This is a genomic window from Paenibacillus sp. P2(2022), assembly GCF_029522175.1.
GTDB classification, from domain to species: domain Bacteria; phylum Bacillota; class Bacilli; order Paenibacillales; family Paenibacillaceae; genus Paenibacillus; species Paenibacillus polymyxa.
Genome location: NZ_JAKWFI010000015.1, coordinates 38,382 through 62,288, shown reverse-complemented (window position 1 = coordinate 62,288; position 23,907 = coordinate 38,382). Strand labels below are relative to the sequence as shown.

Annotated in this window: 26 protein-coding genes, 1 rRNA gene and 1 other annotated feature; all 27 genes read left to right on the top strand. The window is 45.6% G+C overall.

Annotated elements, in window-relative coordinates; all coding sequences use genetic code 11:
• Nucleotides 1-8 precede the first annotated feature (8 nt).
• A 5S ribosomal RNA gene (rrf, locus tag MMB75_RS24805) occupies nt 9-125 on the top strand.
• Between the two features lie 162 nt (nt 126-287).
• A complete protein-coding gene (locus MMB75_RS24800) occupies nt 288-1,475 on the top strand; it encodes a GNAT family N-acetyltransferase (protein WP_045245366.1) in 1,188 nt (395 codons plus the stop codon).
• A gap of 491 nt (nt 1,476-1,966) precedes the next feature.
• Entirely contained in the window at nt 1,967-2,431 is a 465-nt protein-coding gene (locus MMB75_RS24795) for a CtsR family transcriptional regulator (RefSeq protein ID WP_016818631.1), read from the top strand.
• An 84-nt stretch (nt 2,432-2,515) separates the two neighbouring features.
• Nucleotides 2,516-3,040 (top strand): protein-arginine kinase activator protein McsA, encoded by a 525-nt coding sequence (gene mcsA, locus MMB75_RS24790; protein WP_016818632.1) that lies wholly within the window; start codon nt 2,516-2,518, stop codon nt 3,038-3,040.
• Nucleotides 3,041-3,069: 29 nt separating this feature from the next.
• Entirely contained in the window at nt 3,070-4,134 is a 1,065-nt protein-coding gene (gene mcsB / locus MMB75_RS24785; protein WP_045245367.1) for a protein-arginine kinase McsB, read from the top strand.
• Between the two features lie 44 nt (nt 4,135-4,178).
• Nucleotides 4,179-6,623 (top strand): ATP-dependent protease ATP-binding subunit ClpC, encoded by a 2,445-nt coding sequence (gene clpC / locus MMB75_RS24780; protein WP_016818634.1) that lies wholly within the window; start codon nt 4,179-4,181, stop codon nt 6,621-6,623.
• Between the two features lie 242 nt (nt 6,624-6,865).
• On the top strand, nt 6,866-8,239 hold the full coding sequence (gene radA / locus MMB75_RS24775; protein WP_013373291.1) for a DNA repair protein RadA: 1,374 nt from the start codon (nt 6,866-6,868) through the stop codon (nt 8,237-8,239).
• Between the two features lie 12 nt (nt 8,240-8,251).
• Complete coding sequence (gene disA / locus MMB75_RS24770) at nt 8,252-9,328, top strand: DNA integrity scanning diadenylate cyclase DisA (RefSeq protein WP_013373290.1); 1,077 nt, start codon at nt 8,252-8,254, stop codon at nt 9,326-9,328.
• A 54-nt stretch (nt 9,329-9,382) separates the two neighbouring features.
• On the top strand, nt 9,383-10,129 hold the full coding sequence (gene pssA, locus MMB75_RS24765) for a CDP-diacylglycerol--serine O-phosphatidyltransferase (RefSeq protein ID WP_016818635.1): 747 nt from the start codon (nt 9,383-9,385) through the stop codon (nt 10,127-10,129).
• 190 nt (nt 10,130-10,319) lie between these two features.
• The gene (locus tag MMB75_RS24760; RefSeq protein WP_017427900.1) at nt 10,320-11,405 is read left to right on the top strand and encodes a PIN/TRAM domain-containing protein; all 1,086 of its coding nucleotides are present in this window, start codon (nt 10,320-10,322) and stop codon (nt 11,403-11,405) included.
• A gap of 70 nt (nt 11,406-11,475) precedes the next feature.
• Nucleotides 11,476-12,174, top strand: coding sequence for a 2-C-methyl-D-erythritol 4-phosphate cytidylyltransferase (ispD, locus tag MMB75_RS24755; protein ID WP_045245368.1), 699 nt, complete (start codon nt 11,476-11,478; stop codon nt 12,172-12,174).
• Nucleotides 12,171-12,647 (top strand): 2-C-methyl-D-erythritol 2,4-cyclodiphosphate synthase, encoded by a 477-nt coding sequence (gene ispF / locus MMB75_RS24750; RefSeq protein WP_016818638.1) that lies wholly within the window; start codon nt 12,171-12,173, stop codon nt 12,645-12,647. The genes ispD and ispF overlap by 4 nt, the downstream gene beginning before the upstream one ends.
• Nucleotides 12,648-12,686: 39 nt before the next feature.
• Nucleotides 12,687-14,147: a glutamate--tRNA ligase gene (gene gltX, locus MMB75_RS24745; RefSeq protein ID WP_044788217.1), complete on the top strand. Its 1,461-nt coding sequence runs from the start codon at nt 12,687-12,689 to the stop codon at nt 14,145-14,147.
• A 481-nt stretch (nt 14,148-14,628) separates the two neighbouring features.
• Complete coding sequence (gene cysE / locus MMB75_RS24740) at nt 14,629-15,309, top strand: serine O-acetyltransferase (protein WP_013373284.1); 681 nt, start codon at nt 14,629-14,631, stop codon at nt 15,307-15,309.
• A gap of 24 nt (nt 15,310-15,333) precedes the next feature.
• Nucleotides 15,334-16,737: a cysteine--tRNA ligase gene (gene cysS / locus MMB75_RS24735; RefSeq protein WP_044788218.1), complete on the top strand. Its 1,404-nt coding sequence runs from the start codon at nt 15,334-15,336 to the stop codon at nt 16,735-16,737.
• Entirely contained in the window at nt 16,734-17,192 is a 459-nt protein-coding gene (locus MMB75_RS24730; RefSeq protein ID WP_016818641.1) for a Mini-ribonuclease 3, read from the top strand. The genes cysS and MMB75_RS24730 overlap by 4 nt, the downstream gene beginning before the upstream one ends.
• Nucleotides 17,193-17,247: 55 nt before the next feature.
• Complete coding sequence (rlmB, locus tag MMB75_RS24725) at nt 17,248-17,994, top strand: 23S rRNA (guanosine(2251)-2'-O)-methyltransferase RlmB (protein WP_025365931.1); 747 nt, start codon at nt 17,248-17,250, stop codon at nt 17,992-17,994.
• Between the two features lie 4 nt (nt 17,995-17,998).
• Complete coding sequence (locus MMB75_RS24720; RefSeq protein WP_016818643.1) at nt 17,999-18,520, top strand: NYN domain-containing protein; 522 nt, start codon at nt 17,999-18,001, stop codon at nt 18,518-18,520.
• Between the two features lie 162 nt (nt 18,521-18,682).
• A complete protein-coding gene (gene sigH / locus MMB75_RS24715) occupies nt 18,683-19,327 on the top strand; it encodes an RNA polymerase sporulation sigma factor SigH (protein ID WP_016324748.1) in 645 nt (214 codons plus the stop codon).
• Between the two features lie 333 nt (nt 19,328-19,660).
• Nucleotides 19,661-19,810: a 50S ribosomal protein L33 gene (gene rpmG / locus MMB75_RS24710; protein ID WP_013373278.1), complete on the top strand. Its 150-nt coding sequence runs from the start codon at nt 19,661-19,663 to the stop codon at nt 19,808-19,810.
• Nucleotides 19,811-19,830: 20 nt separating this feature from the next.
• Nucleotides 19,831-20,022 carry a preprotein translocase subunit SecE gene (gene secE / locus MMB75_RS24705; RefSeq protein WP_013312170.1) on the top strand — a complete coding sequence of 64 codons (192 nt, stop codon included), beginning with the start codon at nt 19,831-19,833 and terminating at the stop codon, nt 20,020-20,022.
• A gap of 22 nt (nt 20,023-20,044) precedes the next feature.
• The gene (gene nusG, locus MMB75_RS24700; RefSeq protein ID WP_007432596.1) at nt 20,045-20,578 is read left to right on the top strand and encodes a transcription termination/antitermination protein NusG; all 534 of its coding nucleotides are present in this window, start codon (nt 20,045-20,047) and stop codon (nt 20,576-20,578) included.
• 73 nt (nt 20,579-20,651) lie between these two features.
• Nucleotides 20,652-21,077: a 50S ribosomal protein L11 gene (gene rplK / locus MMB75_RS24695; RefSeq protein ID WP_007432595.1), complete on the top strand. Its 426-nt coding sequence runs from the start codon at nt 20,652-20,654 to the stop codon at nt 21,075-21,077.
• 87 nt (nt 21,078-21,164) lie between these two features.
• Nucleotides 21,165-21,857 (top strand): 50S ribosomal protein L1, encoded by a 693-nt coding sequence (gene rplA, locus MMB75_RS24690; protein ID WP_016818644.1) that lies wholly within the window; start codon nt 21,165-21,167, stop codon nt 21,855-21,857.
• A 68-nt stretch (nt 21,858-21,925) separates the two neighbouring features.
• Nucleotides 21,926-22,077 (top strand) — a sequence feature (ribosomal protein L10 leader region).
• A 73-nt stretch (nt 22,078-22,150) separates the two neighbouring features.
• Nucleotides 22,151-22,654 (top strand): 50S ribosomal protein L10, encoded by a 504-nt coding sequence (rplJ, locus tag MMB75_RS24685; RefSeq protein WP_016818645.1) that lies wholly within the window; start codon nt 22,151-22,153, stop codon nt 22,652-22,654.
• A 68-nt stretch (nt 22,655-22,722) separates the two neighbouring features.
• On the top strand, nt 22,723-23,088 hold the full coding sequence (gene rplL / locus MMB75_RS24680) for a 50S ribosomal protein L7/L12 (protein ID WP_013373275.1): 366 nt from the start codon (nt 22,723-22,725) through the stop codon (nt 23,086-23,088).
• A 156-nt stretch (nt 23,089-23,244) separates the two neighbouring features.
• Nucleotides 23,245-23,859: a class I SAM-dependent methyltransferase gene (locus MMB75_RS24675; protein WP_016818646.1), complete on the top strand. Its 615-nt coding sequence runs from the start codon at nt 23,245-23,247 to the stop codon at nt 23,857-23,859.
• Nucleotides 23,860-23,907: the final 48 nt, after the last annotated feature.

Below are 23,907 nucleotides of genomic sequence, written 5' to 3'. Positions count from 1 at the left end.
AATTCATGTTTGGTGGCGATAGCGGAGGGGTTCCACACGTACCCATCCCGAACACGACCGTTAAGCCCTCCAGCGCCGATGGTACTTGGACCGCAGGGTCCTGGGAGAGTAGGACGCCGCCAAGCAAAAGTGAAAAAGGATGATACCCTCAGTGAGGTTATCATCCTTTTTTTATGCATTTTGTGGAAGGATATGTGCTTCTAAGGTTGACAGAGGGAAGAGGCTTTGCGACACTCTAAGTGCGTATTTTTTTAAAGGTCCAAGTATACGAGCGAGGTGACGAAGTTATGGAGATCAGACAATTACAACGTGAGGAATTTGAAGCAGCTATAGGATTATCCCAGTATGCTTTTCAGTTTACAATGACCCCGGAGGATCTGGAGAAAGCCAAGAAGAAATTCAAACCAGAACAAACATGGGGGATATTCGACGGACCTGACTTGAACGCTAAACTGACTTTGCTACCACTACAGGTATACATACATGGTCAGGTTTTTGATATGGGAGGCATTGCTGGTGTGGCAACGTGGCCGGAAAAGCGTCGCGGAGGTATGGTTTCACGTTTGTTGACGCATGCGCTTGAAGAAATGAAGACTGCAGGACAAAGCCTTTCTTTTCTGCATCCATTTTCTTTTGCCTTCTATCGTAAATTTGGATGGGAAACGTATACTGAGTACAAAAAATACGTCATTCCAATTGATAAATTCCCTGCTAAACTTAAAACAGAAGGTATAGTCAAACGGGATATCAAAAATATTTCAGAACTAGACCAAGTGTATCAATCGTATGCTTCACGTTACAATGGTACGCTGGTACGAGATAAGGCATGGTGGCAGGAACGGATTTTAAATGAGAATTATCGAACTGTAGTATATTACACAGATGCAGGCGATTCTCAGGGATATGCACTATACAAAATAGAAGATAAACAGTTAAATTGTGATGAGTTGGTATATGAAAATGAGACGGCACGTCGGGCTTTGTGGACTTATTTTGCAAACCATGACTCAATGATAACCCAAGGTAAATTTATTTACGTTCCAGCAGATGACAATCTGCCTTTTTTACTCGATGATCCGCGAATTCAACAGGAAACGGTGCCTTATTTTATGGGGCGTATTGTGGATGCTGTTGCTTTTGTAGAGAGATACCCTTTTGAGCAGATTGGAGAGGAAACAAGTTTAACCTTACATCTGACAGATCGGTATGCTCCTTGGAATGAAGGAGTATGGAGATTAACGATTACTACGGAGGGGCAAGGACATCTGGCAAGAGTGGATACAAGTAATTTGCCTGAGAACGATACAGTAGCTGACTTGGAACTGGGAATTCAGTCATTAACAACTTTAATGCTCGGCTACCAGCAAGCTGATAACCTGTTTAATTGGGGGCGCATTGAAGGAAGCAGTGAGTCTGTGGCTGCACTTAAACGTGTAATACCAACAAAACAAACGTTCCTATTGGATTTTTTCTGATAAAGGCCCAATTAGATTTTCTTAATGCCCAACTCTTTTTAACCAAATTGGATGTGGGATATCATAATTATTCAAAGCTCTTCCATAATGGGAGAGTTTTTTTATTCTATAGTATAAAACATAATTAGATTGCGAAAAATGGTATTGACCCCTTGGCAAAAATGAAATTTGTGCTATAATACGAATATAGTCAAAGAAAGTCAAAGTCAATCAGAACCAGTGTGAATCTACAGAAGTATAGCAATAATGACATGCTTTGCGTATAGTTAGGAGCTGCTTCTTATGGACAGAAGAGAAGTGTATGATTTATCGCAAATAAAGGTCACACTAGAAACGAAACGGTACAATTCCAATGGATGTAGAACAGGCAATAGCCTGAATACAGCTTAGATTCGTGACTATACCGTTTGGTTAAGTTCAATATACGGCGGACTCTGTGGAGCGTGAAATGTATTTGAATACTTGCGTTTCCGTTAGTGGAGGATGATGAAATGCGCAATGTTTCCGACATTATTGAACAATATTTGAAGAGCATGCTGCTGGAAAGTCCCCAAGGCTTAGTGGAGATTCAGCGCAATGATCTGGCTGACCGCTTTTCCTGCGTACCGTCGCAAATTAATTATGTAATTAGTACCCGGTTTACGCTGGAAAAAGGTTATGTGGTGGAAAGTAAACGCGGTGGTGGAGGTTATATTCGGATTCAGCGAATTCAATTACCTGCACAGCATGCGATCCATACACACCTTCATCAGAGCATCGGGGAGGAAATTAGCCAATCGGCAGCAGAAGGATTGATTTATCAGTTAGAGGAAGCTCATTTTTTAAGCAAAAGGGAAGCTGGTCTAATAAAGGCTGCTTTATCAAGAGATACGTTATTGCTGAAGCTTCCCTATCGTGACCAACTGCGAGCAAGATTGCTTAAGGCTATGCTGATCTCGTTGCTGGCGGCCAAATAGCTAGTATCCATTAACCAGTGAATAGAGATTTGCAATTCAGATGTAGGGATTTGTAAAAATCCTGACGTTGAAGGAGGTGCTTTTATGCTGTGCCAAGAATGTAATATGCGGCCGGCAACTTTGCATTTCACCAAAATTGTGAATGGCGAAAAGACAGAGTTTCATATTTGTGAGACATGTGCGAAGGAAAAAGGGGAGATGATCCCTGGAACACCTAATGGCTTTTCGATTCATAGCTTGTTGTCGGGGATGTTGGATTTTGACTCCAGCACTAAAAGCCAGTCTTCAGGTCACAGTGTTCCCCAAAATCTACAATGCAAGGATTGCGGTATGACTTATACACAGTTTAGTAAGCTAGGACGCTTTGGATGTCCATCATGCTATCAATATTTTGATAGTCGTCTGGACCCTCTGTTCAAGCGTGTGCATGGTAGTACGAGTCATGTTGGGAAGGTTCCGGTCCGTACTGGAGGCCGATTAAAGGTTAAACGGCAAATTGATGATTTGAAAAAAGAGATGCAACAACACATTGTACAGGAAGAATTCGAATCAGCTGCTGAGCTTAGGGATCAAATCAGAAAGCTTGAAAAAGAAATGACTGAAGAGTAAAGTTTGTGAAGAGTAGGAGGGAATGCGTGATGCCCAATATCCGATTTACGGAAAAGCCGCTAAGTGATTGGATGCGTGGTGATGCTGCGGATTCGGAGATTGTCATTAGCAGCCGGGTAAGAATTGCGCGTAACTTGCAGCATCTGCCTTTTCCCATGCTTGCTACCAATCAGCAGTCGGAAGAAGTGCTTCAACGCTTAACGGATATCCTTCAGTATGATGATTTGGGTCGTTTTGGTACTTTTCATACCTTGAAAATATCCGAGTTGGATGAGATCGACAAGCAGGTACTGGTTGAGAAGCACTTGATTAGTCCTAATTTGGCGAACGAATCTCGCAACGGTGCTGTGTTGATTAGTGATGATGAATCAGTTAGTGTTATGATAAATGAAGAGGATCATTTGCGTATTCAGTGCTTATATCCCGGATGTCAGGTTAGAGAAGCTTGGGAACGCGCTATGGTCATTGATGATGCATTTGAAGCGCATGTTGATTATGCATTTGATGATCGGAGAGGTTTTCTGACCAGTTGTCCGACGAATGTCGGCACAGGTATGAGAGCTTCGGTGATGATGCATTTGCCCGCATTGGTCATGACTCATCAAATCAATCGTATATTGTCCGCTGTTTCACAGGTGGGTCTTACAGTTCGCGGTATTTATGGTGAAGGCAGCGAAGCAGTTGGGAATTTGTTTCAGGTATCCAATCAGATTACCTTGGGACAAACCGAAGCGGAAATTATCGAGAATCTACATGGCGTGGTGCTGCAAATTATAGAGCACGAACGTTCTGCCAGAGAACGATTGATGAATGAATCCATGCTGCGGATTACAGATCGGGTGATGCGTTCATTCGGTATTTTGTCATATGCAGCAGTTTTGGATTCCAAGGAGGCTGCACAGCGGCTGTCCGATGTACGTCTCGGTGTAGATTTAGGAATTTTGGAGCGTCCTTCCATTGCAGCGATGAATGAGCTTAATGTGATGACGCAACCCGGCTTTTTACAAAAAAGCTTTGGGGATAAAATGAATACCGGTGAGCGCGATATGTACCGGGCGAAGCTGATCCGGCAAAAATTAGGCACAACCCTTTAATATATAGAATGAACTGAAATACACACTGTGGAGGTGCAGGATATATGATGTTTGGAAGATTTACGGAACGTGCACAGAAAGTGCTTGCCTTGGCCCAGGAAGAAGCTGTTCGATTGGGACACAACAACATTGGCACAGAGCACATTTTGCTAGGACTCATTCGTGAAGGTGAAGGAATAGCAGCGAAAGCCTTAATCGGTTTAGGGCTGGGACTGGAAAAAATTCAGGATGAAGTGGAAACACTGATTGGACGCGGTCAAGAACAACCGACGAACATTGCCTATACTCCACGTGCCAAGAAAGTCATTGAGCTGTCTATGGACGAAGCACGTAAATTGGGTCATACCTATGTAGGTACCGAGCATATTTTGCTAGGTCTTATTCGTGAAGGTGAAGGCGTAGCAGCACGTGTACTGAACAACCTGGGTATCAGTCTGAACAAAGCGCGTCAGCAAGTGCTTCAATTGCTCGGCAGCAGCGAGGCGGTTTCCAGCCATCACGGTGCTCCAGCTAATGTCAGCACACCAACTCTGGACAGTCTGGCACGCGATCTGACGGCTTCTGCGAAGGAAAATAACCTGGACCCCGTTATTGGGCGCAGCAAGGAAATTGAGCGCGTTATTCAAGTGCTCAGCCGTCGTACAAAGAACAATCCTGTTTTGATCGGTGAACCTGGGGTAGGTAAAACGGCGATTGCCGAAGGATTGGCACAAAAAATCATAGCGAATGAGATTCCCGAAACGTTGCGCGACAAACGCGTAATGACACTCGATATGGGTTCTGTAGTAGCAGGTACTAAGTATCGTGGTGAATTTGAGGATCGCTTGAAGAAGATTATGGACGAGATTCGTCAAGCTGGAAATATCGTATTGTTCATTGATGAGCTGCATACGCTGATTGGTGCTGGTGGAGCGGAAGGCGCAATTGATGCGTCCAACATCCTGAAACCTGCTCTGGCACGTGGCGAGCTGCAATGTATCGGTGCCACAACGCTGGATGAATATCGCAAATATATTGAGAAAGATGCTGCTTTGGAGCGTCGTTTTCAACCTATTACAGTGGATCAACCTTCTCCGGAAGAAGCGATTCAAATCTTGTATGGTCTGCGCGACCGTTACGAAGCGCATCACCGTGTGAAAATCACTGATGAGGCTATTGAAGCTGCAGTAAGATTGTCAGATCGTTATATTACGGATCGCTTCCTACCGGATAAGGCTATTGACCTTATTGATGAAGCGGGCTCCAAGGTAAGGCTGAATTCCTATACAGTACCGCCAAACCTGAAACAGCTGGAAAACCGTCTGGAAGATATCCGTAAGGAAAAAGATTCAGCGGTACAAAGCCAGGAGTTTGAAAAGGCAGCTGCGCTGCGCGATACAGAGCAAAAAATTCGTGAAGAGCTGGATGTCACTAAAAACCAATGGAAAGAACAACAGGGGCGTACAGATTCCGAAGTTACACCAGAGGATATTGCTCAGGTTGTTGCCATCTGGACTGGTGTCCCAGTCAGCAAGCTGAAGGAAGAAGAAACACATCGTTTGCTGAATATGGAGCAACTGTTGCATGAACGGGTGATTGGGCAGGACGAAGCTGTTAAGGCAGTAAGTCGGGCGATTCGCCGGGCACGCGCCGGTCTGAAAGATCCGAAACGTCCAATCGGCTCCTTTATTTTCCTCGGTCCAACTGGGGTTGGTAAAACAGAGCTGGCACGCGCCTTGGCTGAATCTATGTTTGGTGATGAAAATGCGGTTATCCGTATTGATATGTCCGAATATATGGAGAAACACTCCACATCCCGTTTGGTAGGAGCGCCTCCAGGGTACGTAGGATATGAAGAAGGTGGCCAACTGACTGAGAAGGTACGTCGTAAGCCTTACTCTGTGGTATTGTTGGATGAAATTGAAAAAGCACACCCGGAAGTATTCAATATTCTGCTGCAAGTGTTGGAGGATGGACGTCTGACGGATTCCAAAGGACGTGTTGTTGACTTCCGTAACACACTCATCATCCTAACATCCAACGTTGGTGCACAGGCGATCAAGCGAAACTCCACGCTTGGCTTTACAGCTGTTGTGGACGCTGGGGCGGATTACGATAACATGAAGGGCAAAGTGATGGATGAACTGAAGAAGAGCTTCCGTCCTGAGTTCTTGAACCGGATAGATGAAATCATCGTGTTCCATTCTCTCGAAGAAAAACATATTGCCGAAATTGTTTCACTCATGTCTGAGGAGCTGCGTAAGCGTCTGAATGAGTATGAGGTTGACTTTGAGTTGACAGACAAGGCTAAGAATTTCCTTGCCAAGGAAGGCTTCGATCCAGCGTATGGTGCGCGTCCATTGCGTCGTGCAATCCAGAAGCATATTGAAGATCGCCTGTCCGAGGAACTGTTGACTGGAAACATTTCTAAAGGCGACTCTCTCTATATTGATGAAGAGAACGGTGCATTGACAGTAACGAAAAAGGATAATGTATCCGCGAAGTCCTAAAGCAGTTTAGTAAATAAAACATTAGAAAAGGGTGTCTCGCAGGCTGGAAAGCTATTGCGAAGGCACCCTTTTTGTGTATTGAACACCTTGAAAGGGTAGGGTAAAAGCTTTGGGAAAGTTTGTGATATTGCTTTACGTCCGCCAAGCTTCAATGGTAAACTTTTATTGTTACAGCTCTTTCAGGTGCTGTGTGAAGATAAAATTGACATCATCGTTGTCAAGAAGGAGCCAGGGAATAAAGTATGGCTAAAGTGAAAACTAAATTTTCCTGTACAGAATGTGGCTATGAATCGCCTAAATGGTACGGAAAATGTCCTGGATGCCAGGCATGGAATTCCATGGTCGAAGAAACGGAAAGCGTTGTAAAAACTCAAGGAATGGGATCTTCCCTTCTTACTCATAGCACAAAAGACAAACCGCTTCCTATTATTGAAGTGGAGAGTGGCAAAGAAACACGAATTTTGACGGGAATTGGTGAATTAAATCGTGTACTCGGTGGAGGTGTGGTGCCAGGTTCACTTGTTCTGGTGGGTGGTGACCCGGGGATCGGTAAGTCTACGCTTATGCTGCAAACCTCTAATGAGCTGGCTTTAACTGGTTTAAAGGTACTCTACGTGTCTGGTGAGGAATCCGTCCGCCAAACGAAGCTACGTGCAGATCGCCTCGGTGCTTTGTCTCCCAGTCTGTACGTATTATGTGAGACGAATTTGGAGACGATTGAAGAAGCAGTGGACAGCTTGAAGCCGGAGTTTCTGGTCATCGACTCGATACAGACTGTATATTTGCCTGAGGTGACAAGTGCGCCTGGTAGTGTAGCTCAGGTGCGCGAGTGTACTTCACGATTTATGCGGATTGCCAAGGGATTAGGTATTGCTACAGTACTGGTAGGGCATGTGACCAAAGAAGGCGCTATTGCAGGTCCGCGTTTGTTGGAGCATATGGTCGATTGTGTACTTTATTTTGAAGGAGAGCGCCATCATACGTATCGGCTGTTGCGTGCGGTTAAGAATCGTTTCGGTTCTACGAATGAAATTGGTATTTTTGAAATGGCCGAAAGTGGTTTGCGTGAGGTGGCGAATCCTTCTGAGCTCTTCCTGTCCGAACGGCCACTGGGGGTGGCTGGTTCCACAGTCGTTGCCAGTATGGAGGGAACCCGGCCTGTGTTGGTTGAATTGCAAGCACTCATTGCGGCTACGCATTTTCCATCTCCACGCCGAATGGGTACGGGGATTGACCATCATCGGATGGGATTAATCATTGCCGTATTAGAAAAGCGGATGGGCATGTTTTTGCAAAACCAGGACGCTTATCTCAATGTTGCTGGAGGCGTAAAGCTGGATGAACCAGCGGTGGATTTAGCCATAGCGGTGAGCATTGCTTCCAGCTTTAGGGATGCTCCTACCAAGCCGTACGATGTGATTTTTGGTGAAGTAGGACTGACAGGCGAGGTGCGGGCTGTATCCCGAGCAGAACAGCGAGTGCGAGAAGCAGAGAAATTAGGTTTCAAACGGGTGATCATGCCCGAGAAAAGCTTGAAGGGCTGGACACATCCAAAAGGGATACAAATTATCGGAGTTGGAACGGTGGCAGATGCACTGGCAGCCGCATTAGATTAGGGGGCATTGAGGATGAAGGAAGCGAGCCAACTGGATAAAATGAACGATTTGCTACGGCTTGTGGCACCGGGAACTCCCTTTCGCGACGGATTGGAAAACGTTTTGCGTGCCAAAACGGGTGCTCTTCTGGTCGTTGGCTATAGCCCGGAAGTAATGGAAGTCGTGGATGGCGGTTTCTCTATTAATTGTGACTTTTCGCCGAACTATTTGTATGAGCTGGCTAAAATGGACGGCGCAATCATATTAAGTGAGGATTTAAAACGAATTTTATATGCCAATACGCAATTGATTCCCGATTCCTCCATTTCGTCCATAGAAACAGGGATTCGGCATCGGACGGCGGAACGAGTTGCAAAGCAGACTGGTAAACTGGTTGTGTCTATTTCCCAGCGTCGTAATATTATTACGTTGTATCAGGGGACTTTACGATATGCGCTCAAGGAAATCGGGGTTATTTTAACGAAAGCTAATCAGGCTATTCAGACGTTAGAAAAATATAGATCCGTATTGGGGCAAGCCTCAACGAATCTAACTGCATCTGAATTCGAAGAACTGGTTACCATGCCGGAGGTCGTTAATGTCATTCAACGGATCGAAATGGTGCTGCGCATCAAAATGGAGATCAAACGATTTATTAACGAGCTCGGGAATGAGGGCAGGCTGATTAGCATGCAGATGGAGGAGCTTGTCAGTAATATCGAGGAAGAAGCTTGGTTGCTGTATAAGGATTATGCCAAAGACGACAGCGACGAGAAGATCCGTGAAATTATATTGGGACTCAAACGTTCTACGGACGACGAATTACTGGATGTGAATCATATAGTACGTTTATTAGGCTACCCTTCTTCAGCAGCGACATCAGAAGAATATATTGCTGCACGCGGATATCGGGTGCTGAACAAAATACCTCGTTTGCCAAATGTAATTATTCATAATCTGGTGGAGCGATTTGGACGTTTTCCACATGTCATGACAGCAACGATAGAAGAACTGGATGAAGTGGATGGTATAGGAGAGGTTCGTGCACGTACGATTAAAGAAGGGCTTAAACGTTTACAGGAACAAGTTTTCATTGACAGACAAATGTAAATGTAATACAGTGAAAGGATTATAATGGAACAATTCATACATTGAGGTGAAGAGATGATTACCAAATCAATTCCGAACATGTGTACCTTGGGTAACTTGTTTCTCGGAATGATCGCCATTTTATTGGCCGTAGACGGAAAATACAGTCTTGCCGCTATTATGGTTATTGTCGCCATGTTGTTGGACGGACTGGATGGAAGGATGGCCCGGGCTTTGAATGCCCAGAGCGAATTCGGTAAAGAACTGGACTCCTTATCAGATATGATATCTTTTGGTGTTGCTCCCGCAGTTATTATGTACATGGTTGCTTTTCATGATGCGAATTCGGCTTTGGCTTGGACGGTTACAGCCATTTTTCCGATGTGCGGAGCATTGCGTTTGGCTCGATTTAACGTACGTCCCGGTGTACCAGGTTATTTCACAGGTTTACCCATTCCGGCAGCAGGTGGCGTATTAGCCACGTTGTCCTTATTCCATAACGAGATTTCATTGTTATACATGTCGATTGCCATGTTGCTAGTCTCTTATTTGATGGTTAGCTCCATGAGATATCCAAATTTCAAAAAGGTCGGCCTTCCGAAAAAAGCCATCTGGGTTGCTCCGTGGGTCGTAATTGCAGCGGTGGTTCTAGCTGTTAAATTTCCTGATCAGCTGTCGAAGCTGATTTTTGTACCACTGGTGCTTTATGCGTTGTACGGTATGAAGCTGAACATTCGGAAGTTATCACGCAGACGTGGACGTGAGCGGGATCGTTCTAAACAGGAAGAACAGGACGATCAATATCGTCATTCGCAACGTTAGTGTCAGACAAGAACTACAAGAAGCATTTATTTCCTTGATTCATTCAAGGGGATAAATGCTTTTTTTATGCATAAAAAGTGAAAACACAGGGTTAGTTATGTGGGAAATGGACCATACTGGTAAGGGAAGTGCTATGTATCCAATAAATAGCAGACTATTGAAAAGAAAATAAAGGAGGTATAGAGACTCAATGTGGAGAAAGGCTATTTTAACTTTTACAGGATTGTGCGGCGCGTGGTTTGGCTATACGTTATACCAGCGGATAGGAGGCTTAGTAACGTGGATGCCACAATGGTTGAGTGATGGTTCTTTACCAGGAATGGCTGTTTGGATGTTAGCGGGAGCGGTGGTATTTATGGTTGGCTGCTCATTCGCAGGGGCGTCCGTGGCGAATCGATTGCAGCAGGGTATTGAAGGTTTGGTACGAATTCCGATGAATGAGATGATGGCAGGTGTCATGGGCTTAGCGGTGGGGCTGATCCTTTCCTTGGCAGTTTATCCACTCTTTTCAGGGTTAGGGGCACCTGGTTTACTTATCCAGACCGCGGTTACCTTGGTATGTGGATATGTGGGGTTGATGGTTGGGCTAGAAAAACGGGACGAGTTGTCATCCTTTTGGAGTTCAGGCTTTTTTGGTCGGGGAACGGATGTAGAAGAACGCAAGCTGGAGGAACATAAAATTTTGGACACCAGCGTCATTATAGATGGGCGTATTGCGGATATCTGCAAGACAGGTTTTATTGAAGGGACCATTGTAATTCCTGAATTTGTGTTGGAGGAGCTTCAGCATATCGCAGATTCTTCAGATTTACTTAAGCGTAATCGTGGGCGGCGGGGTCTGGATATTTTGAATAAAATTCAAAAAGAGCTAGATGTGAATGTGCTCATCTATGAGGGGGATTTTGAGGAAATTTCAGAGGTCGACAGTAAGCTGGTTAAGCTTGCAAAGGTGTTGCAGGGTAAAGTTGTAACTAATGATTTTAACCTGAATAAAGTATGCGAACTTCAAGGTGTGTCTGTGCTGAACATTAATGATTTGGCGAATGCAGTGAAGCCTGTCGTACTGCCCGGTGAGGAGATTATGGTGCAGATTATCAAAGATGGCAAGGAGCATGGGCAAGGTGTAGCTTATCTGGATGATGGTACGATGATTGTTGTGGAGGGTGGACGTGACTATATTGGATCTCTCATGGAAGTACTGGTCACGAGCGTACTTCAGACCTCTGCGGGTCGCATGATCTTTGCTAAACCGAAATTATTGGAAAAAGCTCAATAAACGAGGTATGATGAAGTAGATGTGTTATCATACGGATCGTCCAAGTGCGATCAGGGCAGGAGTTATTTGAATGAACAATCAGGTAGGAGTCGTGATTGTGGCGGCCGGGCGCGGCTCCCGTATGGGAACGCAGGAGAGCAAGCAATTTCTGCTTTTGCGAGACAAGCCCATCTTCATACATACACTTGAAATATTCGCAGCAATGCCTGAAGTGGATGAAATGGTGATGGTTACTGGAACTGGAGATGTGGAACGCTGCAGAGACTGGATTCATCAATACAAGATTGGTAAAAATGTACGGGTGGTGGCTGGTGGCAGTGAACGCCAGCATTCGGTTTATCGCGGTTTGCGCCACTTGCGAACAGATTGGGTGATGGTGCATGATGGTGTGCGGCCATTGATTCAACCTGAGCTTGTACGTTCATGCCTGGAGGCTGCTCAGCGTACTGGTGCTTCTGTAGCGGCAGTACCTGTAAAGGATACGATCAAGCAAGTGAACGGGGATGGTATCATTACAGCAACGCCGGATCGCCGAAGTCTGTGGAGTATTCAAACGCCACAGACTTTTCGTCTTTCCGACCTGCTGCGGGCCTATGAGGAAGCGGAGCAGACAGGATTTTTGGGGACAGATGATTCCATGCTGGTGGAGCGGCTAGGCATTCCGGTTACTGTCGTTCAAGGCAGCTACAAAAACATCAAAATTACTACGCCTGAGGATTTGGAGATGGCGGCGTTATGGGTAAAGACAGAGGGAGAGGATATCAAATGATTAGAGTGGGGCAAGGATTTGACGTCCACCAGCTGGTGGAAGGAAGGCCATGCATCATCGGAGGAGTAAATATTCCGTATGAAAAAGGTTTACTGGGTCATTCCGATGCAGACGTGCTGCTGCATGCCATTAGCGATGCTATCCTGGGTGCGCTTGGCTTGGGAGACATCGGAAAGCATTTTCCAGATAATGACCCTGAATTTAAGGACGCGGATAGTCTTAAGCTACTGGAGCATGTGTGGGGGCTGGCTAAAGAGCGGGGATACCGATTGGGGAACATCGATTCTACAATTATTGCGCAGAAGCCCAAGATGGCATCGTACATCCCGCAGATGAATGAAATCATCGCCCGGGTGCTGGAAGCAGAGGAGTCATCCCAGGTAAATGTCAAGGCGACGACGACGGAGCAACTCGGGTTTACCGGGCGAAGCGAGGGAATCGCGGCTCAGTCGGTTGTCTGTCTAATCAAGTAAATGCTATCATCTTGAGTAATTCTATTTGGAGGAGATTATATGAGCACGGAAGTTCGTGTACGCTATGCACCAAGTCCAACAGGACATCTGCATATTGGAAATGCTAGAACGGCATTATTTAATTATTTGTTTGCCCGCAATCAAGGCGGGAAATTTATTATTCGCATTGAAGATACAGATGTGAAGCGCAATATTGAGGGCGGAGAAGAAAGCCAGCTTAAATATTTGAAATGGTTGGGTATGGACTGGGATGAAAGTATAGACGTGGGCGGCGAGTTCGGACCTTATCGCCAGACCGAGCGCTTGGACATCTACAAAACATACTGGCAGGACTTGCTGGATCGCGGTTTGGCATACCGCTGTTATTGCACGGAAGAAGAACTTGAACGCGAGCGTGAAGAACAGATGGAACGTGGGGAGACACCACGTTACTCAGGAAAACACCGTGATTTAACAGAAGAACAGTGTCAGGCGTTTGAAGCAGAGGGCCGTGTACCAAGTATTCGTTTTCGCGTACCAGAAGATCGTGAATATACGTTTGATGATATTGTTAAAGGTCAAATTACGTTCAATTCCAAAGAAAGCGGCGATTTTGTTATCGTCAAAAAAGACGGTATTCCGACATATAACTTCGCTGTAGCGGTTGACGACTATTTGATGAAAATATCGCATGTACTACGGGGTGAGGATCATGTATCCAATACACCGCGGCAGTTGATGATTTTTGAAGCTCTCGGCTGGGAGCCTCCACGCTTTGGTCATATGACGCTGATCGTAGGCGAGGATCACAAAAAGCTCAGCAAACGAAATGAATCCATTATTCAGTTCATGGAGCAGTACGATAAGCTGGGCTATCTGCCGGAAGCTATATTCAACTTTATTGCATTGTTGGGCTGGTCTCCGGAAGGCGAGGAAGAGATCTATGATCGGGAACAATTAATCTCGATTTTCGATCCTAATCGTTTGTCCAAAAGCCCAGCTGTATTTGATACAAACAAGCTTGCTTATTTGAATAATCATTATATTAAAAAAGCTGATCCTGAACGGATTGCCAGTATGGCAATTCCACATTTGCAGGCAGCAGGACTGTTGCCGAATGATTTATCGGCTGAACAACAGGATTGGGCTAAAGCTCTTGTCCGCTTATACCAAGAACAAATGACTTCAGCGTCTGATATTGTGGCGTTGTCTGAGTTGTTTTTCCGTTCACATCTGGAGTTGGATGCTGATGCGGCGGCTGTTCTGGCTGAAGAACAGGTTCCTGATGTACTTAAAGCCTTTGCAGCTAAGGTTGAAACGAGCGAGGAATTTACAGCTCCACAAATGGCCAAGCTGATCAAAGAAGTCCAAAAGGAAACTGGTTTTAAGGGGAAACAGCTGTTCATGCCGATTCGTGTGGCCCTTACAGGTCAAACTCATGGACGGGATCTGAACGAGACCATCTATCTACTTGGACGTGACAAGGTATTGGACCGTCTTAAGGCACAAATTAAAGGCTGATATTTCTTGTCAATTTGTTGTCTTTTCGCTATAATGACTCCATTGATATGGATTGATACTTACGTGTAAAGGCTGCGAACAGGAGAAGTACACTGCATAAGGGCATCTGCCAGAGAGGACGGTCGAGGGGAAACCCCAGGCTGAGAACCGTCTAGATAACCTGCGGAGGAAATGCGCCTGGGAGCCGTGCGCCCGAACCCTCGTTAGCCTACGATGCTAATGTGGCAAGGGCTTGCCGATTCGTTCCCGTTACAGGACGCCAAAGACGGACTTTTCTGCTTTTTTTGTAGCAGATATGTTCGAAGCAGAGTGGGACCACGTATATGCGTCTCTGCAGCCTAGGCTGCGGAGACGCTTTTTCATTTTTATCAGATTCAGACTCGCTGTAGACTGAAAATTGTCGAAGAATGCTGGTGACTACGAAAATTGGCGAAATGTGAAGTGTGATGCGGCAAGGATATGGAGGGAATAGGAGGGCGACATGTTCAGGCATTTCAAATCCGATATTCAAACTGTTTTGGATAATGATCCGGCCGCCCGGAGTAAGCTGGAAGTCATTTTTACGTATTCTGGCGTTCATGCCCTTTGGGCACACCGAATCGCACATTGGTTTTATTTGCGAAAGTGGTGTACTCTAGCCCGTGTTATATCCCAGGTATCGAGGTTTATGACAGGAATTGAAATTCATCCTGGCGCTCGTATCGGAGATCGGCTGTTCATTGACCACGGCATGGGTGTTGTCATTGGCGAAACCTGTGAAATTGGCGATGATGTCGTATTGTATCAGGGGGTTACTCTTGGAGGAACTGGAAAAGAGAAAGGGAAGCGCCACCCCACCATTGGGAATAATGTCGTTATAGGCTCCGGTGCAAAAATATTGGGTTCATTTACGATTGGGGCGCAATCCAATATTGGCTCCAACTCGGTTGTGCTAAAAGAAGTTCCGCCAAACAGTACGGTAGTGGGTATCCCCGGGCGAGTGGTCAGACAGGATGGCAGACGTCCAGATCGACTTAGTCACCAGTTGCCTGACCCAGTCGTCGATTCCATACGGTCTCTTCAAATGGAAATAGAACGATTACGAGCAGAATTGTCTGATTTGAAGGAGGAGCAATCTGCTCAGAAACATCAGGTGACCCAAGAGAATAAATTACAAGGATAATTTTCATGAGGGAGGAACATAACGATGTCGCTTCAAATTTATAATACAATGACGAGGAGCCGGGAGCCTTTTGTGCCACTGGAGCCTGGAAAGGTTAAAATGTATGTATGTGGTCCTACAGTGTATGATTACATTCATATTGGTAATGCACGACCTGTAATTGTGTTCGACGTGGTACGCAGCTACTTGGAGTATTTGGGCTATGATGTAAACTATGTGGTGAATTTTACGGACGTTGATGATAAGTTGATCCGCAAAGCTCGGGAACTTAATATGGAGGTTCCGGCAGTTGCCGAGAAGTTTATTGCTGCCTATCATGAGGATCTGACAGGATTGAATGTTCCTGCTGCCAGCATAAATCCTCGTGTAACCGAAAGCATGGATCTGATTATTGATTTTATCAAGGACCTGGTAGACAAAGGCTATGCCTACGAGAATGATGGTGATGTCTTCTACCGGACCAAAATGTTTAAAGACTACGGACAGCTGTCAGGCCAAAATTTGGAGGAACTCCAGTTTGGGATTCGCATCAATGTGGATGAACGCAAGGAGAATGCCGAGGATTTTGTACTCTGGAAAGCAGCGAAACCGGGAGAAATTTACTGGTCAAGTCCTTGGGGGGATGGACGCCCAGGCTGGCATATCGAATGCTCTGCTATGGCTCGTCACTATTTGGGGGATACACTGGATATTCACGGAGGCGGACAGGATCTGCAATTTCCGCATCATGAATGTGAATGCGCACAATCCGAAGTGATTACGGGTAAACCATTATCTCGCTACTGGATGCATAACGGATATATTCGCATAGATAATGAAAAAATGTCGAAATCACTCGGTAACGGTATTTTGGTTAAAGATCTGCGTGCTCGTCACAAGCCCGAAGCTTTACGTTATTTTATGCTGTCGACACATTACCGCAACCCTTTGAACTACAACCAAGAGACGATGAGTCAGGCGGAGAATAGTGTCGAACGGATTGCCAATGCAGTCGCCAATGTAAAGCATCGTTTATCCATGGCTTTGAAAGGTAATGAAGAAGTATCGGCTGAGCTGCAAATGAAGCTTGACGGGATATTACGGCAATTCGAGGAAAAAATGAATGATGATTTCAATACACCTGATGCCATTACTGCGGTATTCGAGTGGGTCAGCGAAGCCAATCTTTTGTTGCAGCGTGATGTTGTCAATCAGGCGGAACTACAGGCTGTGCTGCAAACCTTCCACTCGATGAATAGTGTACTTCGCATTTATTCAAAACCGAGTGAAGAACTGCTGGATGACGAAATAGAGCAGTTAATTGCAGAACGTGTCGAAGCTCGTAAAACCAAAAACTGGGGTAGAGCGGACGAAATTCGCGATCTATTGGCTGCTAAAGGTATTGTGCTTGAAGATACGGCGCAGGGGATGCGGTGGCGGCGGAAATGAGTAATAAGCCACTGAACTCAGAAGCTGTGGAAGGCGCAGGAAACTGGTTTCCGTATCCTGCGTCCAAGCCGGCTCGCTTGATGCCCCCCATTGCGTTAGCTTACATTGGTGATGCAGTGTATGAGGTGGCTGTCCGGCAATATCTGCTGGCACAGCCCAACCTGCGTCCCAATCATTTACATCGACGAGCTACAAAGCTAGTCTCCGCCAAGGCACAGAGTCGTATGTTGGGGCTGCTAGAAACAGCGCTGACGGATGAAGAGCGTGACATTGTCCGACAAGGAAGAAATGCCAAATCAGGGAGCCTGCCCAAAAATGCTGATGTGCTTGAGTATCGGCATGCCACTGCACTGGAAGGATTGATTGGTTATCTTTATTGTGATGGACATTTGGACAGATTGTCAGAGTTGATTACGTACGGAATTGCACAAATGGAAAATGCAGAAAAATCATAAATTGGAGACGGATTGAACGAATTGATATCGACCGTTTTCCGGGAGGAAGCTAGAGATGGAAGAAGAATGGATTGCCGGTAAGCATTCGGTAACAGAGGCGCTGCGTTCAGGCAGGACGATAAATAAAATATGGATTGCGGATAATGCACAGAAGCATTTGACACTGCCGATTACGGCTGAGGCGAAAAAAGCAGGAATCATTGTTTTGCAGGTGGACAAGCGTAAGCTCGATCAAATGGTTCCAGGCATTCAGCATCAGGGAGTGGTCGCGCAAGCTGCACCTTTTGCCTACGCTGAGGTGGAGGACTTGCTTGCTAGTGCTCGTGCTAAGGGAGAAGAGCCGTTTTTGATTTTGCTGGATGAGATTGAAGACCCTCATAACTTGGGCTCCATCCTGCGTACGGCGGACTGCACTGGAGCACACGGTATCATAGTGCCGAAAAGGCGTTCAGCCGCTGTAACTGTAACGGTGTCTAAAACATCGGCAGGTGCTGTGGAGTACGTCCCGGTGGCGCGTGTGAGCAATTTGGGACAAACCATTGACCGTCTTAAAGAAGAAGGTGTATGGGTAGTTGGCACGGATGTTACAGCAACCGATCCTGTCTTTGGGAATGGAGTATTCACCGGTCCCGTAGCGATTGTCATTGGTAACGAAAATAAAGGAATGGGCCGTTTGATCCGCGAGAAATGTGATGTACTCGTCAAGCTGCCAATGGCGGGACAAATCAATTCCCTCAATGCTTCTGTAGCTGCAGGTGTCGTCATGTACGAAGTTTTGCGCGGACGACAGGCACGGGGCTAACGATATGGCTGACACGCGGGATGTTCTGCTTGTGGACGGTTACAACATGATTGGAGCCTGGCCCGAACTTTCCGCACTGGTACAATCTGGTATGCAGGAAGCGAGGGACAGACTTCTTGAACGATTGGCGGATCATCAGGCGTATTCGGGCAGAAGAGTCATCGTCGTATTTGATGCTTACAGGGTGCCAGGATTAGGTAAAACCTTTGCCCAGAGCAAAGTCCAGATTTATTTTACGAGAGAAAAAGAGACAGCCGATGAGTGCATCGAGCGATTAGTTCGTGAGCTGAGCAGCAAGAGGAGAAGCATTTACGTAGCGACAAGTGATCAGGTAGAGCAGCATGTGGCCTTTGGCCAGGGAGCACTCAGAGTATCGGCACGAGAATTACTGATTGAGATTGAGGAATCTGAAAGGGAAGTCCAGAAGCGAATCCAGCAGGATAACGCCAAATTGTCCCGCAATTCGCTGGATGGCAAGCTGAGTCCGGAGCTTCGAAAGTTGTTTGAACGCTGGAGAAGAGAATGATCCAGTAATTGGAATACTCTCCATTTTGAAACCATTGACAATTTTGTTAGCGCTCTTCTTTTTTAGGTTGTTGTGGTTGACGGTATCAGGTTACATCGCGTATACTTGTCGTATATTTGAGAGAGTAACGGGTACCTTGCGTTGCAGCCGGAGGGATTGTTAGTGAGTGTGGACCTCAAGGATATCATGTTGTCAAAGTTTGATTACAAAAATGATGAAGACATTGTCGGAGCAGTCCATGAAGGTGATGGGGAAGCGCTGGAGTTTCTGATTAACAAATATCGAAACTTTGTGCGGGCCAAGGCCAGATCCTACTTCCTGATTGGGGCTGATCGCGAGGATATTATTCAGGAGGGCATGATTGGTCTCTACAAATCCATCCGTGATTTTAAGGGAGACAAGCTTGCTTCGTTCAAGGCTTTCGCCGAGTTGTGCATAACACGACAGATTATTACGGCAATTAAGACGGCTACACGACAAAAGCACATTCCTCTGAACTCTTACGTATCTCTGGACAAGCCCATCTATGATGAAGAGTCAGACCGGACGTTGCTCGATGTGATTTGCGGAACACAAGTAAGTGATCCTGAAGAGCTGATTATCAATCAGGAAGAGTTTGTGGGTCTTGAGGACAAAATGTCCGAGATTCTGAGCGAGCTAGAACGCAAGGTACTTATGTTGTATCTGGACGGTCGTTCGTATCAGGAGATTGCTGAAGATCTGGATCGTCATGTGAAATCCATTGATAACGCGCTGCAACGGGTCAAACGTAAACTTGAAAAGTATCTGGAAGTAAGGGATAGTTGAAAGTAGAGGCTGACATGGAAAAGGCTCGAGTTTGAGTCTTTTTTTATTCGTTTTGGGTATGCTGTGCAGGTTTATAAGTGTTGTAAATGATTTATACTAAAAAAGATGAATAATAGATATCGCTTTGATTTTGAAGCAGTATTTCAGAGAATAGCTTCAAAGGATGGACAGATGTAAAAATGCACCACAACCGGGACTGCGAAATGTATGCAAACATTCGTTGACATGGAAAACCCCGTGTGATAAAGTGTTTTAGGTAGGCCTAAATTCGCGGTTTTTTTTAGGATCAATTATGAGACTTCCGGTGTTGGATGTCTTCGGGAGGTGCACATCATGCGGGTAATTATTACTTTGGCTTGTACAAATTGCAAACAAAGAAATTACACAACGACGAAAAACAAGCGTAATCACCCCGACCGCATGGAGATGAAGAAATTCTGTAAGTCCTGTAACGAACAGACTTCTCATCGGGAAACCAGATAGTTTTTGGAGGTGTAGTCGGCGTGAAACGCAGTTTCAAGTCTCTGTTTTCCTTTTTCTCTGAAAGCTGGGCTGAACTCAAGAAAGTTCGCTGGCCCAATCGTAAAGAACTGACCAACTATACGCTGATTGTCATAGGGACGATTGCGTTCGTCACGATTTATTTTTGGGTTCTCGATATCGGCATTTCCGCTGTGATCGAAGCGATTATCTAGGAAGGGTTCCAGGTGGCTTGATATGGAAAAAAGATGGTACGTCGTTCATACCTATTCAGGGTATGAGAACAAAGTCAAAGCCAATTTGGAAAAACGCGTTGAGTCCATGGGCATGGAAGACAAGATATTCCGTGTTCTTGTTCCTATGGAAGAAGAACTGGTAACCAAGGACGGTAAGAAAAAAACCGTTATGCGTAAAGTCTACCCTGGTTATGTCTTGGTCGAAATGGTCCAAACCGATGATTCTTGGTATGTTGTACGCAACACACCAGGTGTTACGGGATTTGTAGGATCGACAGGCTCGGGTTCCAAGCCGACGCCATTGCTTCCAGAAGAAGTTGAACAGATTCTGAAGCATATGGGCATGGTAGAGCCGAAACCGAAGATTGAATTCGATGTTAAGGAATCCGTGCGAATTAAAGTTGGTCCTTTTGCGAATTTTGTGGGCTCCGTGGAAGAAATTTTGGTTGAGAAGAGCAAGCTTAAGGTTCACGTCAACATGTTTGGACGGGAAACCCCGCTTGAGTTGGATTATACTCAAGTGGAGAAAATATAGATTTTTCTTACAGGTTTCTTGTGGGAGGATCAATAGGTCCGTCTACCACTATTGAGTCAAGGAGGTGTCATCCATGGCAAAAAAGGTAATTAAAATGGTAAAACTGCAGATCCCTGCAGGGAAAGCTAATCCAGCGCCTCCAGTAGGTCCAGCTTTGGGTCAAGCAGGTGTCAACATTATGGCATTCTGTAAAGAGTTCAATGCTCGTACTGCTGATCAAGCAGGCCTGATTATCCCGGTTGAAATTTCGGTATTTGAGGATCGTTCTTTTACGTTCATCACCAAAACTCCACCGGCTGCTGTTCTGTTGAAAGTTGCTGCTAAAATCGAAAAAGGTTCCGGTGAACCGAATAAAACGAAAGTTGCAACTGTAAATCGCGCTGCTGTTCGTCAAATTGCAGAGCAAAAAATGCCTGACCTTAACGCAGCTTCCGTAGAATCGGCAATGCGTATGGTTGAAGGTACTGCTCGCAGCATGGGTATCACCATCGTAGATTAATTTTATTAATCTACGTGTGCCGGCGGTTTGACTGTCCGGCAAGTGTGGGAGGAATATCCGCTAATACCACATAAGGAGGAAAAGATAATGGCTAAACATGGTAAGAAGTACCTGGAAGCTGCTAAGCTGATTGACAGCGAAGCAACTTATGAGCCTTTGGAAGCCGTTGAATTGGTGAAAAAGGCTGCAACTGCTAAATTCGACGAAACCGTTGAAGCTGCAGTTCGTCTGGGCGTAGATTCCCGTAAACAAGACCAGGCTGTTCGTGGTGTTGTTGTCCTGCCACATGGTACGGGTAAAACACAACGCGTTCTGGTATTTGCAAAAGGTGACAAAGTGAAAGAAGCGGAAGCGGCTGGCGCTGATTTTGTTGGCGATCAAGATATGATCAACAAAATCCAACAAGGCTGGTTCGAATTCGACGTCTGCGTTGCGACACCTGATATGATGAGTGAGGTTGGTAAACTGGGTCGTTTGCTCGGTGGTAAAGGTTTAATGCCTAACCCTAAAGCAGGCACAGTTACTTTCGACGTTGCCAAGGCTGTTCAAGAAATTAAAGCCGGTAAAATCGAATACCGTCTCGACAAAGCAGGTCAAATTCACGCACCAATCGGCAAAGCATCTTTCAGTGCTGAGCAACTGAACGAGAACCTTAAAGCCTTGATTGAAGCCTTGAACCGTGCGAAGCCAGCAGCTGCTAAAGGTGTATACCTGAAAAACATCGCTATTTCTTCGACTATGGGACCAAGTGCACGTGTGAACACATCTGTTTACAGATAATATTTCGGTTGACACGTTCAATCAAATTTGTTATTCTGTAAAAGTTGTGAGTCCTTGTGACTGACCGTTAAAGTTGAATATGCTTACCGTAGACAGTAGGTGCTTTCGGGCTTAATTTCCTACCGAGGTGTTATGATAGAACGTTTCATGCGACGGGCTTGTCCCGTCCATGTGGATTTATCAAGCCTTCGTACTCTACGGAGGCTTTTTTCATGCTCATGAAAACGACTTTGGTAGAACGCCAGAATGGGTGTTTCTAACAAAGTAGATAAATTGATCAGGAGGTGTACAGTTTGGCAAATGCAAAAGTGATTCAAGCAAAACAAGAAGCTGTTGAAGTTGTAGCTGCAAAATTGCGCGAGAGCGTAACAACTGTAGTTGCAGACTATCGCGGTCTGAATGTTGCCCAAGTAACTGAGCTGCGTAAGCAGCTTCGCGAAGCCGGAATCGAATTTCAAGTGCTGAAAAACACACTGCTCCGCCGTGCAACTGCGGCAGCAGAATTGACTGAACTGGACGCAGTATTGACAGGTCCTACTGCAATCGCGTTCGGCAAAGATGATGCAGTGTCTGCAGCTAAAATCTTGAACGATTTCGCTAAGAAAAACAATGCATTGGAACTGAAAGGTGCAGTTGTAGAAGGTCGTGTGATCGGTGTTGAGGAAATCAAAGCGCTGGCAGAACTGCCATCCCGCGAAGGTCTCCTTTCCATGCTCCTCAGCGTGCTTCAAGCTCCTATGCGCAACTTCGCGCTTGCGGTTAAAGCTGTTGCAGATAAAGAAGAGCAAAGTGCATAAGTTGGGATTTAAACCTGCTGTATAGCAGTTAAGAACAAAAAAATACGAATTTAAATGGAGGTTCAACCATGAGTAAAGAGCAAATCTTGGAAGCAATTAAAGGTATGTCCGTATTGGAACTGAACGATCTCGTGAAAGCAATCGAAGAAGAATTCGGCGTAACTGCAGCAGCTCCAGTAGCTGTAGCAGGTGGCGCAGCAGGTGGCGCAGCAGAAGCTGAGCAATCCGAGTTCGACGTAATCTTGACAAGCGCTGGCGCTTCCAAAATCAACGTTATCAAAGCAGTTCGCGAAATTACAGGTCTTGGCCTGAAAGAAGCAAAAGAACTGGTTGACAACGCTCCAAAACCATTGAAAGAAAAAGTTGCAAAAGAAGAAGCTGAATCCGTTAAAGCAAAATTGGAAGAAGCAGGCGCTTCTGTAGAAGTAAAATAATTGACTGCTCTTTAGCAGACAATGAATTAAAACAAACCCCTTGAGGTGATCTTCAAGGGGTTTGTTGCTGTAAAGCGGTAGTACAAACAGGTCTGAAATATTATTCTAAAGGCTATGATGTTAATATAACCGTACAACCGAAAGAGGTGGGCGTGAATGGCTGATCATTATTACTCCAGACGGCCAGAGACGGCACATGAACGGCGAAGTCTAGAGACGGTGCTGCGTGGACGTTCCTATCGATTTGCCAGCGATTCAGGCGTTTTTTCAAAGCAGGGGATTGATTATGGGAGTCGTGTGTTGATTGAAGCTATGCAACTTCCTGCAAATGCCTCGGTATTGGATGTAGGATGTGGTTACGGGCCGATTGGTTTGACGGCGGCTACGCTTGTCCCGGACGGACACGTTACAATGGTTGATATTAACGAGCGAGCCGTTCAACTAGCGATAGAGAATGCGGAGCGTAATGGAATTAAAAATGTCACCATTAAGCAAAGTGATTTGTTTGCAGAAGTGCAACATGAACGTTTTGACGTGATCTTGACGAATCCTCCTATACGTGCAGGGAAAGAAACGGTGCATACCATATTTGAGCTTGCGTATGAGCATTTAAATGAGGGTGGAGCTTTATGGGTCGTCATTCAGAAAAAGCAGGGTGCTCCTTCGGCGAGCGCTAAAATAGAGAGCCTTTTCGGTCATGTGGAAGAAGTTACGAAGGATAAAGGTTATCGGATTTTAAAGGCTGAAAAAAGTTTTAGAAAAATGCAATAGGACCATTGACTTGAATCCTGGTCTGTGATATCATTATAAAATGTCAGT